Source organism: Hymenobacter nivis, assembly GCF_006439025.1.
GTDB classification, from domain to species: Bacteria; Bacteroidota; Bacteroidia; order Cytophagales; family Hymenobacteraceae; genus Hymenobacter; species Hymenobacter nivis_A.
Map to the genome: position 1 here is coordinate 82461 of NZ_RCYZ01000003.1, position 12218 is coordinate 94678.

Annotated in this window: 11 protein-coding genes; 6 read left to right on the forward strand and 5 right to left on the reverse strand. The window is 66.7% G+C overall.

The window, feature by feature from the left end:
• The first annotated feature begins 98 nt into the window (after positions 1-98).
• Positions 99-977 carry an SDR family oxidoreductase gene (locus EAH73_RS08230; RefSeq protein ID WP_140466019.1) on the forward strand — a complete coding sequence of 293 codons (879 nt, stop codon included), beginning with the start codon at positions 99-101 and terminating at the stop codon, positions 975-977.
• 132 nt (positions 978-1109) lie between these two features.
• On the opposite strand, the gene EAH73_RS08235 is transcribed toward EAH73_RS08230, so the two are convergent.
• The 3 genes from EAH73_RS08235 to EAH73_RS08245 form a co-directional block, all read right to left on the reverse strand.
• On the reverse strand, positions 1110-3260 hold the full coding sequence (locus EAH73_RS08235) for a glycoside hydrolase family 97 protein (RefSeq protein ID WP_140466020.1): 2151 nt from the start codon (positions 3258-3260) through the stop codon (positions 1110-1112).
• A 74-nt stretch (positions 3261-3334) separates the two neighbouring features.
• Positions 3335-3781, reverse strand: a complete 447-nt coding sequence (locus EAH73_RS08240; RefSeq protein ID WP_140466021.1) for a hypothetical protein — start codon at positions 3779-3781, stop codon at positions 3335-3337.
• Positions 3782-3989: 208 nt separating this feature from the next.
• On the reverse strand, positions 3990-4469 hold the full coding sequence (locus tag EAH73_RS08245) for a BLUF domain-containing protein (RefSeq protein WP_140466022.1): 480 nt from the start codon (positions 4467-4469) through the stop codon (positions 3990-3992).
• 266 nt (positions 4470-4735) lie between these two features.
• Between EAH73_RS08245 and EAH73_RS08250 the strand changes: the two genes are divergently transcribed.
• Entirely contained in the window at positions 4736-6016 is a 1281-nt protein-coding gene (locus EAH73_RS08250; RefSeq protein ID WP_140466023.1) for a PQQ-dependent sugar dehydrogenase, read from the forward strand.
• A gap of 1 nt (position 6017) precedes the next feature.
• The gene (locus EAH73_RS08255; RefSeq protein ID WP_140466024.1) at positions 6018-6482 is read left to right on the forward strand and encodes a c-type cytochrome; all 465 of its coding nucleotides are present in this window, start codon (positions 6018-6020) and stop codon (positions 6480-6482) included.
• 106 nt (positions 6483-6588) lie between these two features.
• On the opposite strand, the gene EAH73_RS08260 is transcribed toward EAH73_RS08255, so the two are convergent.
• Positions 6589-7851, reverse strand: a complete 1263-nt coding sequence (locus EAH73_RS08260; protein WP_140466025.1) for a sensor histidine kinase — start codon at positions 7849-7851, stop codon at positions 6589-6591.
• Between the two features lie 312 nt (positions 7852-8163).
• Positions 8164-8841: a response regulator transcription factor gene (locus EAH73_RS08265; protein WP_140466026.1), complete on the reverse strand. Its 678-nt coding sequence runs from the start codon at positions 8839-8841 to the stop codon at positions 8164-8166.
• Positions 8842-9064: 223 nt separating this feature from the next.
• Between EAH73_RS08265 and EAH73_RS08270 the strand changes: the two genes are divergently transcribed.
• The 3 genes from EAH73_RS08270 to EAH73_RS08280 all read left to right on the forward strand — a co-directional run bounded on the left by EAH73_RS08270 (position 9065) and on the right by EAH73_RS08280 (position 12152).
• Positions 9065-10405 (forward strand): TolC family protein, encoded by a 1341-nt coding sequence (locus tag EAH73_RS08270; protein WP_140466027.1) that lies wholly within the window; start codon positions 9065-9067, stop codon positions 10403-10405.
• 232 nt (positions 10406-10637) lie between these two features.
• A complete protein-coding gene (locus EAH73_RS08275; protein WP_161599480.1) occupies positions 10638-11591 on the forward strand; it encodes an efflux RND transporter periplasmic adaptor subunit in 954 nt (317 codons plus the stop codon).
• A 126-nt stretch (positions 11592-11717) separates the two neighbouring features.
• The gene (locus EAH73_RS08280) at positions 11718-12152 is read left to right on the forward strand and encodes a putative immunity protein (protein ID WP_205012981.1); all 435 of its coding nucleotides are present in this window, start codon (positions 11718-11720) and stop codon (positions 12150-12152) included.
• Positions 12153-12218: the final 66 nt, after the last annotated feature.

Below are 12218 nucleotides of genomic sequence, written 5' to 3' on the forward strand. Positions count from 1 at the left end.
AATTGTTCAGTAGACGGTTTGACCCGCGCAACACCGCCGCCCCCCGCCCGCCGGACCTTTGTGGGGTACTTACTGATCACCCTCAAACAGAACACCACATGCGCGTTTTCGTAACCGGCGCTTCGGGCTTCATCGGCTCGGCCATCGTTCAAGAGTTGCTCGGCGCGGGCCACCAAGTGCTCGGCCTCACCCGCTCGGAAGCGGCCGCCCAGGCCCTCACCGCCGCGGGCGCCGCGGCCCACCCCGGGGCCCTCGACGACCTCGACAGCCTGCGGCGCGGCGCGGCCGCGGCCGATGGCGTCATCCACGCCGCCTACGTTCACAACTTTGCGGCCTATGAGGCCGCGGGCCAAACGGATAAGCTGGCCATCGAAACACTCGGCGAAGCGCTGGCCGGTTCGGGCCGGCCCCTGGTCGTCACCTCCGGGCTGGCGGGCTTCGCCCTGGGCCGCCCCGCCACGGAAAACGACGTGCCCGCGTCCTCGTTCCGGCTGTCGGAACCAACGGCGCTGGCGCTGGCCGCGCAGGGCATGCGGGCGTCGGTGGTGCGCCTGGCGGCCTCGGTGCACGACGACGGCGACTACGGGTTCGTGCCCACCCTCATCGGCATTGCCCGCCAAACGGGCGTGGCGGCCTACGTGGGCGACGGCCTCAACCGCTGGCCCGCCGTGCACCGCCTCGACGCGGCCCGCCTGTTCCGGCTGGCGCTGGAGCACGGCGCGGCCGGGGCCTGCTACCACGGCGTGGCCGACGAAGGCCTACCGCTGCGCGACATCGCGGCCATCATCGGCCGCCACCTGGGCGTGCCGGTCGCCAGCAAATCGCCAGAAGAGGCCGCCGACCATTTCGGCTGGATGGCCCGCTTCGTTGGCCTTGATTTGTCGGCCTCCAGCGCCCTCACGCAGCAGCAGCTGGACTGGCACCCCCGCCACAAGGGCCTGCTGGCCGATTTAGAGGAAGGCGGCTACTTCAAGTAGCCGGGTCAGTAGCTTGGACTTTGTAGTCCGAGCGCGAGCGCAGCGAGCATCTGGCAACTGGAATCGTCCGGTTTTGCCTGCTCGCTGCGCTCACGCTCGGACTACAAAGTCCAAGCTACTTTTTTAGGGCCACTAGCGCTTTTCCGTTAGGCTGATGGCGTAGCCGCCGCCCGGCGCGCAGTACTGCGTGAGCTTGGTTTTGCTGGTGACGTTGACTTTGCGGATGGCGTAGGCCTGCGGATTTTTCTCGTAGTGCGCATTTTTGCCGTCGGCGTAAATTGTGGCCACGTAGGTTTTGCCGGGGTCCAGGAAGCTCAGGCTAATTTTGGAGGTGCGGCCCTGCTCGTCGCAGGTGCTGCCCACGAACCAACTGCTCTTGCCCTTGGCTTTGCGGGCGATGGTGATGTAATCGCCGGGCTCGGCTTCGAGCACCTTCGAGTCGTCCCAGTCCACGGCCACGTCCTCGATGAACTGGAAGGCGTCGAGGTGCTTGTTGTAGGTTTCGGGCAGGTCGGCGGCCATTTGCAGCGGCGAGTACATCGTCACGTACAGGGCCAGCTGGCGGGCCAGAGTGCTGTGCACAAACGACTTGTTGTCGGGGTTGTAGGCGCTGACCTTGGTTTGGAAAATGCCCGGCGTGTAATCCATGGGGCCCCCAATGAGGCGAGTGAAGGGCAGGATGGTGGTGTGGTCGGCATTATTGCCGCCGAAGGCCTCGTACTCGGTGCCGCGGGCGGCCTCGTTGCCAATCAGGTTGGGGTAGGTGCGGGCCAGGCCGGTGGGGCGCACGGCCTCGTGGGCGTTCACCATGATTTTGTGCTTGGCGGCCTCCGTGATGGCGTAGAGGTAGTGGTTGTTGAGCCACTGCCCGTAGTGGTGCTCGCCGCGGGGCAAGATGTTGCCCACGTAGCCGCTCTTCACGGCGTCGTAGCCGTTGTCGTTCATGAACTGGTACGCCCGCTCCAGGTGCCGCTCGTAGTTGCGCACCGAGCCGCTGGTTTCGTGGTGCATGATGATTTTGATGCCCTTGCCGGCCGCGTAGCGGTGCAGCTCCTGCACGTCGAAGTCGGGGTACGGCGTCACAAAGTCGAACACGTAGTCTTTGCCCTGGCCGAACCAGTCTTCCCAGCCGATGTTCCAGCCCTCCACCAGCACGGCGTCGAGGTGGTGCTGGGACGCAAAGTCGATGTACTCCTTCACATGGGCCGTGGTGGCGCCGTGCGTGCCGCTGGGCTTGAGGGTGGCGTAGTTGACGGAATCGAGCTTGAGGTTGCCGCCGTCGGTGTACGACCACGTGCTCTTGCCGGTAATCATTTCCCACCACACGCCCACGTACTTGGTGGGCTTAATCCAGCTGGTGTCCTTGTACTTGGTGGGCTCGTTGAGGTTGAGCACCAGCTTCGATTCCAGAATATCGCCGGCCCGGTCGCTCACAATCACGGTGCGCCAGGGCGACAGGCAGGGCGTCTGCAAGTGGCCTTTGTCGCCTTGGGCGTCGGGCGTGAGGTGCGATTCGAGCACCATGTTCTTGTCGTCCAGCTCCAGCGACATCGTGGAGTAATCAATCAGGGCCGCCTCGTGCAGGTTGATGTAGAGGCCATCGGCGCTCTTGAGCATGAGCGGCGTTTGCACGCCGGTGGGCGAAAACGTGGTTTGCGAGGAGTTCGGCGTCACGGCCGTTTTCATCAGCCCGCGCACCTCGGAGAGCTTCGAGGTGGTGGTGCTGTACTCCTGGGTATCGTAGTCGCCGGGCAGCCAGAAGGCCTTGTGGTCGCCGGCGAGGGCAAACTGCGTGCGCTCTTCCTTCACCACAAAATACGCCAGCGCGGGCTGCTTCGGAAACTCGTAGCGGAAGCCCAGCCCGTCGTCGAACACCCGGAAGTGCAGCACCATGGTGCGCTTGGTGGCGGCCTGCGTGAGCGTGACGGTCAGCTCGTTGTAATGGTTGCGGATGGTTTTGGTTTCGCCCCACACCGGCGTCCAGGTTTGGTCGAAGGCCGTGGTGGCGCTGCTCGCCACGGCAAAGCCGCTCGCGAGCCCGGGGCCCTCTTTCAGCTCCAGGCCCAGGTGGCTGGGCTTGATGACCGGGCGGCCCTTATAAGTGAGGCTGTAGGTGGGCACGCCGCCGGCTTCGAGCGAAAACGCCAGCACCAGGTTGGCGTTGGGCGACTTGATTGCTTCGGCGTGCGCGAAATTCCAGCAGCAAACGAGGCTCAGCAAAAGCAGTGACTGGCGGAGGCGGCGCGGGGCGGCCGGCCGGCCGGCGGGGGCAAGGTGGGGCATGGGGCGGGAAAAGGCGGCGGCCTGCGGAAGTGCGCAGGGGCCCCAAAGTTAGCCCGCTCCCGCCCGGGCCTCCGCTACGGCACCGCCGGCACGGCGGGGGCCCCGGGCGCGCCGTCGCCACCGGCCGCCACCAGCCAGGCGTAGGCCGCGGGCACGTCGTGGAAGGCCATAACCGTGGGTTGGGCCGCGGCCAGGGCCAGCGTCATCTCGGTCGAGCGCCAGCTGTCCGACGCGGCCGCGTACACCCAGGCCATGTACCGCAGCCCGGCCGCGTGCAAGCCCGGCAGCAGCTCGCCGATAACCCAGCTGGTGTTTTCCAGGGACCAGGTGCCCTCCACGTTGGTGTTGTCGTTCAGCAGCTTGCAGCAGCCCGTGGCGCGAAGGAAGTACTGCACCTGGGCCGTGCCGCGGGCCACGGTGTCGCGGGTTTGGGGCCCCTGCCAGTCCACGTAGAGCCACCCCCGGGGCACGTCGTGCGCAATGGTGACGAAGGGCCAGGACAACAGCAGCGAGTAGGGCATGGGGCGGGATGGAAGGTTTTCAGCCGGGGCCCTTGGCAGAAATCGGGCCATACCCGCGGGGCGGCCAACCCACCCAAAGCAGCCCGGAACCGCCTGGGCTGCCCCGCTGGGCCAGGCCGCGCCCGGGGGCCCCAGCAGCACGGCAAGGCCCAGCCCAGCAGGGCAGCCCAGGCGGTTCCGAATTAAAAGCTCGTTAAGTACCCGCGGCTCAGCCGAGGGCGTGGGGCCACACGGGGTACTCGGCCAGCACTTGGTCGAGGAGCTGGCGCAGCTCGGGGCTCATGGCGTGGGCGCGGGGCAGCAGGAAGCGGGGCTTGGTGGGGTCCACGTAGCCGGTGAGGGCTTCCATATCGGGCGGCACGAGGGCGCTGAAGCCCATGGCCCAGTCCGGGAACATGCGCTGCGCGGCGGGGCCGTCCACCAGCACGTGCAGGTCGGTGTTGCGCTCGTCGAGGCGGATGCCCGACACCAGGCTGCGGATGACGTCTTCGGGGCCCTCCAAAATTTGAAAGAACACGCCGGGTGTGTTATCGGGGCCGTCGCTGTAGAGCAACAGGCCCGTCACGCGGTGGGCGTGGTTGAACGTGCGGGCTTTTTGCAGCAGCTGCTGCAGGGCCTCGACGCCCAGCGGAGCCGTGGCGCGGCTCAGGTACACGAGGTGGTGCAGGGCGGAGGGACGGGTGGGCATAACGGTGCGCAAAGAAACGAAAACGGGGCTTCCCAGGTTTGCCCAAAATCGCCTGTAAACAGGCAAAAACACCTTTTTTTACAGATATTCAATAAATTACGCCTGGCAAGGACGACCTTTTATGGCCAGTTTTTTACCGGGCCCGGGCGTATTTCCCGGGGTTGCGAACCTTGGGGGCCGCCCGGGGCTTGTAGGCGCACCGCGGGCCGCTGTTTGGCGTATAAGGCCCGTAATCCGGTTTCGTTATTCTTTTTCTTTCTTTGCTTATGAGAACTTCTGCCCTACGCTACGCCTTGCTGCCCGCCGTGCTGGCCGGTGGCGCGGCCCTATTTGCCCTCGCGCCGGCCGCGCCCCGCGTGGCCCCCGACCCCGGCAACGCCGGCCTGAAGCTGCCCACCGGCTTTGGGGCCCTGGTGGTGGCCGAAACCGGCGGCAAGGCTCGCCACATCGCCGTCACGCCCGAAGGCACGGTGTACGTGAAGCTCAACAAGCCTAATGCCCAGGGCGGCATCTTGGTGCTCAAGCCCTCGGCCACCGGCAAGGCCACCGTGGCCAGCGGCTTCGGCAACTACGGCGGCACGGGCATGTACCTGAAAAACGGGTACTTGTACGCCTCGTCCGACAAGGACGTGTACCGCTACAAGCTCAACGCCAAGAACGAGGTCATCAGCCCCGCCCAGCCCGAGCTGGTGGTGGCCGGCCTCAAGCTGGGCCAGGAGCACGAGAGCAAGTCCATCGTGCTCGACAACGCCGGCAACCTGTACGTGAACGTGGGGGCCTACTCCAACTCGTGCCAGGTGAAGGACCGCGAGAAGGGCTCGATGGGCATCGCCAACTGCCCGGTGCTGGACTCGGCGGGCGGCATTTGGCAGTTCAAGGCCGACGGGCAGCGCCAGCGCCAGGCCCAAGGCACGCGCTACACCACCGGCCTGCGCAACGTGGTGGGCCTCGACTGGAACCCGCAGGACAACCAGCTCTTCGTGATGCAGCACGGCCGCGACCAGCTGCACGACATCTTCCCGGCCATGTACGACGAGAAAACGTCGGCCCAGCTACCGGCCGAGTGCATGTACGCCGTGAAGGGCGGCGACAACGCCGGCTGGCCCTACATCTACTACGACCCCGCCAAGCGCCAGAAAATGCTGGCCCCCGAGTACGGCGGCGACGGCAAAAAGGCCGTGACCGACAAGTACATAGACCCGGTGGCCGCCTACCCGGCCCACATGGCCCCCAACGCGCTGCTGTTCTACACGGGCACCATGTTTCCTGCCAAGTACCGCAACGGCGCCTTCATCGCCTTCCACGGCTCCTGGAACCGGGCCCCCGAGCCCCAGATGGGCTACTTCGTGGCCTTCCAGCCCTTTAAGGACGGCAAGCCCAGCGGCCCCTACGAGGTATTTGCCGACAACTTTGCCGGCACGGCCGCCAAAACCGCCTCGGGCCGCGCCGACCACCGCCCCTGCGGCCTGGCCCAGGGCCCCGACGGCTCGCTCTACGTGAGCGACGACTCGAAAGGCACCATTTTCCGCATCGTATACAACAAGTAGCATGACCCGTTCTTCGCTCCTCGGGGCTTCCCTCCTGCTGGCCGCGGCCCTGGCCCTGCCGGGCGCCGGGCCCGCGGGGGCCCAAACCAAACCCAAAGCCAAGCCCAAGACCGCCGCCGGGGCCCCCGCCCCGGCGCTGCTGGCCCAAGGCAAAGCCGTGTACACCCAGTACTGCCTCAGCTGCCACCAGGCCGATGGCGGCGGCGTGCCCAACATGAACCCGCCGCTCACCAAAACCGAGTATGTGCTCGGCGATAAGGCCCGGCTGACCAACATTTTGGTGCACGGCTTCGCCGAAAAAGTGGAAATCCAGGGCGAGACGTACCGCAACGTGATGCCGGCCCACGACTTCCTCACCGACGCCCAAATGGCCGCCGTGCTCACCTACGTTCGCAACTCGTTCGGCAACAAAGCCAGCGCCGTGAGCGTGGCCGAAGTGAAGGCCACCCGCGCCGCCAGCAAGTAGCTTTCTGCCTCCTGAAAAGGCCCGTTCGGGGCCCTCGCCGCTAGGGTGAGGGCCCCGAACGGGCCTTTTGCTTTATAAGCATTGCGCAGGGCGGCGCGCCCCGGAGCTACGGCGCAAATTGCACGCGCAGCACGTGGCGCCGGCCCGCGGGCTCAAAGGCGTAGCTCACCCGAAACCCGTAGTAGGCCCCAATTTGCTGCACGATGCTCAGGCCCAGGCCGGGCGAGTCGGCGGTGGCGCGGTGCTTGCGGAAACGCTCGAAAAAGCGGGCCGGGTCGCCGCCCGGGTCGGCCCCAGGATTGCTGATTTCTAGGTAATTGCTGGTGAGCACGGCCGTCACGTCGCCGCCGGGCTCGTTGTGCTTAATGGCGTTGTGCAGCAGGTTGTGCACCAGCGAATCGGCCAGGCCGGGGTGCATGTGCACCACGGGGCCGGCCGGCGCGCGCAGGTGCAGGGCCAGGCCGCGGGCGTCGAGCAGGGGCCCCAGCTGCTGGGCTTTTTCGGCCAGTAGCTCGTCGAGCCGCACCGGCGCGGCGGCGGCAAACTGGCGGTTTTCGATGCGGCTGAGTAGGCCCAGCGCCTGGTGCAGGCGCGAGAGGCGGCGCGTGGCCCCGTAGAGCTCGGCCAGCAGCGGGGCGGCGGCGGGGTCGCGCTCCAGGGCCGGCAGCTGGAGCAGCTGCTCGAGTTGGGCCTGCATGATGGCCAGCGGCGTTTGGGTTTCGTGGGCAGCGTTGGCCGTGAACTCGCGCAAGTTTTCGTAGTCGGCCACCAGGCGCTGGCTGAGGTGCGTGAGGGCCAGGTTCAACTCGGCAAACTCGGCGATGGCGGGCGTGGGCAGCGCCAGGGGCCGGTGCTGCTGCAGGTCGTAGCCGCGCAGGGCCCCCAGCGTGTGCCGGAACGGGGCCCACAGCCGCGCCGCCAGCCAGCGGTTGAGCAAGGCCGCGCCGCCCAGCAGCGCCGCCAACACCCCCAGCATGGTGGCCAGGATGACGCGCACCAAATCGTCGGTTTCGACCAGCGACTTGCGCACCGTTACCCACACCGGGGGCCCCGCGGCCGGCCGCACCGCAAACGTGAGCTGCCGGTGCGGCACCGACGTGTGCTCCAGCGTGTCGCGTAGCAGTGTGTCGCTGAAGCCCAGCGGCCGGGGCCCCGCGCTCACAGCCAGCGCCGACTCGAACGGGGGCCCCGGCAGTGGCCGGCCGGCGCGCACCTGCTGCTCAATTTCGTGGCGGCGGATGTCTAGCTGCTCGCCCACCTCGTGGCGCAGGGCGTGGTTCACGCCCACGTACAGGGCCCCGCTGCCCACCGCAAACAGCACCGCCGCCAGGGCCAGGTAGTAGCGGTTGGTGGCGGCAAGCAGCTTCATATTTTAAGGGAATCAACCAAGCAATGTGTTGTCATTCAACGTCCCATTGGTAATCCTGAGCACAATCTCTCGTCTGTCATCCTGAACGCAGTGAAGGACCTATTCACCGCTGCCCGGCGCGCAGTAAATAATTACTGCAAAAACGTTTGGCTGTCCTCAGATCCTTCACTTCGCTGCGCTGCGTTCAGGATGAAAGACGAGGGGGTTGATGACAAACGAGGGGTTGTGTTTAGGATGACAGACGGGATGTTAAACAACAGCCAGTCTTTGATGGCAAATGGCATTCAAAACAACAACACAACTGCGGCCGGCTCACTCGCTGCTCAGCTTGTAGCCCACGCCGTACATGGTGCGGATGTAGTTGTCGGCGCCTTTTTCCTGGAGCTTTTTGCGCAGGTTTTTGAAGTGGGTGTAGATGAAGTCGAACGAGTCGGCGGCGTCCACGGCGTCGCCGCAGAGGTGCTCGGCAATGGCTTCCTTGGTGAGCACGCGGTCGGGGTTGGCGAGCAGGTAGAGGAGCAGGTCGTACTCTTTGCGGGTGAGGGCGAGGGGCTCGCCGCGCACTAGCACTTCGGCCTGGTCGGGCCAGACAAGCAGGTCGCGAAACACGATGTGGTGCTGCCCCTGGAACTGCCGCCGCCGGATGATAGCCCGCAGCCGGGCGTTCAGCTCCGAGAGGTGGAAGGGCTTGACGAGGTAGTCGTCGGCCCCCAGGTCGAGGCCGGCGATGCGGTCCTCCAGGGTGTCGCGGGCGGTGAAGATGAGCACGCCGGCCGGCGAATTGTCGGCCTTCAGGGCCCGCACTAGGTCGAGGCCGTTGCCGTCGGGCAGCGTCAGGTCGAGCAGCACGCAGTCGTAGCGGTAGAGCTTGATTTTCTCGTAGGCCTGGGCAAAATCGGCCGCCACCTCCACCACGTAGCCGCCGGGGCGCAACGATTCGAGCAGCACGGCGCGCAGGGCGGGTTCGTCTTCGACGAGTAGAAGTTTCATACTAAATAGGTTGGGCCGCGGGCGGGAAGTTGCGGCAGCTGGGCGGCAAAAAAACGAAGCAAAACTGGGGAGAATCTGTGGGCCGACGCGGCGGCGGAGGCCCCGGGGCGGCGGCGGGGGCCCCGGGGCGGCGGGCGCCAACTTTGCTTCAGAATTGGCGGGGAGTTTTGCGGCATTCGGTGCTGGCTTCTCCCCCTTTTCTCGTTCGCTTTTCTCGTTCGCCGTGGTGCATTCCGTTTTTCGTCGTTGGCTGGCCGCGGGGGCCCTGGGGCTGGGCCTGGCGGCCGGGGCGGCCCGCGCCCAGGTGGCGCCGCCGCCCACCCTGGGGCCCCTGCCGGCCGCGGCGGCCGCCGAGCCGGGCAGTCCGCGCGCCCTGCCCGATTTCCTGGCCGTGGCCTACGCCCAAAGCCCATTGCTGGGCGACCTGCGCAACCAGGTGCTGCAAAACCGCCTCGACAGCCTCCGCCGCAAAGCGCAGAACGGCGTGCAGGTGGCCGGCATCGGGGCGGCGGTGGCATCGCCGGTCATCACCAACGGCAGCGGCGAGCAGGTGGTGGGCTACGACCAGGCGGTGAGCAACGGCGGCAACTACGCCACCCTGGCGCAGGCCACCAAGCCGGTGCTCAACCGCTTCCAGCTGCAAACCGACTACCGCATCCTCGGCAACCAGGGGCTGGTGCTGCGCAACACCGGCCGCCTCTCGGCCCTCGATTTGCGCCGCTCCGTGACCGACCAGTTCCTGACGGCCTACGCCGCCCAGCTGCAGTTCGACTTCAGCCGCGCCCTGCTCGGGCAGCTGCGCCAGCAAGACCAACAGCTGCGCCAGCTCGTGAACGCGGGCGTGTTCAAGCAGACGCAGTATTTGAGCTTTTACCTGTCGGTGCGCACCCAAGAGGTGGCCGTGGAGCAAAACCGCCTCGGCTACCGGCGCGAGCTGGGCACGCTGCGCTACCTGTGCGGCGTGGCCGACACGGCCCTGGTGGCGCTGGCCGTGCCGGGGGCCCCGGCGCGCCGGGCGCTGGCGGGCCTGGCCTCCATCACCCAGCGCCAGTACACGCTCGACAGCCTGCGCTACCAGCTCGACCGCCAAGCCGTGGACGCCGCCTACCGGCCCAAGCTGAGCGCGGTGCTCGACGCTGGCATCCAGTCGTCGCAGCCCGGGCTGCTGGCCCTGGGGCACAGCACGGGCCTGGGGGCCGGTTTTCTGCTGGCGCTGCCGATTTTCGACGGCCACCAGCGGCAGCTCCAGTACCAGCGCATCGACCTGGGCGAGCGGAGCCGGCGCGGCTACCGGCAGTTCCTGACGGTGCAGCGGCAGCAGCAGTACGACCAACTGGGGGCCCTCATCCGGGCGTCGGAGGCGCTGGCGGCGCGCATCCGCGAGCAGCTGCGGGTGGCCGAGGCCCTGGTGGGCGCCGCCCGCCAGCAGCTGGCCACCGGCGACGTGATGATCCTCGATTACCTCAACCTCGTGACCAGCTACCGCACCCTGCAATTCAGCCTCACCCAGGCCGAAACCGACCGCCTCCGCAGCCAATACGCCCTGGATTATTTGGCGGAATAGGGCCCTAGGGGGCCCTACCGCACATTATTTGCTCCACCCATTGAAAGGCCATTATGCTGTGCAAAAGGCCATTACACTGCTTAAAAGCACGGTCATGCAGAACGCAGCGAAGCATCTCTACTGCTGAACTAACCATGGTTTACTGCTGCGGGAGTGATGCTTCGCTGTGCTCTGCATGACCGTGCTTTTATTAATACAACGGTTTTTTATAAAGGCCAATACCCATTTCCCTATGCCCCGCTTCCTCCCTTTTGCCCTGCTGCTGGCCCTGGCCGCTTGCCACCCGGGGGCCCCTGAGGCCGATGCGGCCGAGGCGCCCGCCGACGGCGAGGAAGCCGCCGTGAAGCCCCGCGCCGTGGTGACGGTGGGCGCGGTGCAGCGCGACACCGTAGCCGACGTGCTGCGCCTGAGCGCCCTGTCGGCCTACCCGGCCAAAGACGTGCTGCGCGCCACCACCACCGGCTACCTGCTGGCCCCGGTGCCGGTGCCGGGCCAGCGCGTGGCCGCCGGCCAAACCGTGTTCACGCTCCAAACCAAGGAGAGCCGGGTGCTGCACCTGGATAAGCTCACCGGCGACCCGCGCCTGCGCTTCTCGGGCCTCATCCGCATCCGGGCCAGCCAGGTGGGCGTGCTCGCCACGGTGGACAAGCTGGCCGGCGACTACGTGCAGGACGGCGAGCAGCTGGCCCTGAGCTACGACCGCGCCCGCTTCGGCTTCGTGCTCGACGTGCCCGTGACGCAGCTGCGCTACGTGCGCATCGGCCAGCGCTGCCGCATCCAGCTGCCCGACGGCCGCACGCTGCCCGGCCGCGTGGCCGAGGTGCTGGCCACCGCCGACGCCGCCCTGCAAACCCAGCGCTACACCGTGCGCCCCACCGGCCCCGTGCCCGCGCTGCCCGAAAACCTGGCCGTCCAAATCGACCTCGACCGCACCGCCCCCCGCCTCTCCCCCACCCTGCCGCGCGCCGCCGTGCTCACCGACGAAACCCAAACCCAGTTCTGGGTGATGCGCCTGCTCAACGACTCAACCGCCGTGAAGGTGCCCGTGCAAGTGGGGGCCCAGCAGCAAGAACGAATCGAAATCAAGGCCCCCACCTTCGGCCCCCACGACCGCATCCTGCTCTCCGGCAACTACGGGCTTGATGATACGGCGGCAGTGAAAGTGGAGCGGCGGCAGACTCCGTAGCGCCGCGACACTTCGCACCGCAGTTGTGACGAGGACGACGGGGCACCACGTTGGTTCCCAGGCCCCCCGACCAACAACTAAAACGGCTAACCTACCGATTAGAAAGACTTCTTAAATGGCTTCGCAATGACCAATCCTGAACCGGTAATGCACCACGCCTTGGCTCTTTGGGCCGCGGCGTGTGCGGCACGCACGCTGCACTTGTTTGAAGAAGACCAACCCACTGACCACCGGCCCCAGCTTGCCCTGCAAGCCGTTCAGCAGTGGGTGCAAGGCGAACGCACGGTAACCGAGTGCCGGGCGGCGGCATTTGCCGCCCACGCAGCGGCGCGGGCAACTGGCAACCTCGCCGCCGTGGCCGCCGCCCGCGCCACAGGCCACGCCGCCGCCGTGGCCCACGTGCCCACCCATGCGCGGTATGCGGGGGAGTATGCTGCAAAAGCGGCTTCGCTGGCCGTGCCTTCCGCGGAAGCCGCCGCCGCCAAGGCAAGTGAAAGAGCCCGGCAGTGGGAGCAACTAAGAGCAGATCTAAGGGCAATCGGCTTTCCATCAGGCAAATAATGACACATAGTGCGTGTTTGCACAGGTAGTATTGCAAAGCAAACCAAGCAACCTACTCTGGAAAAT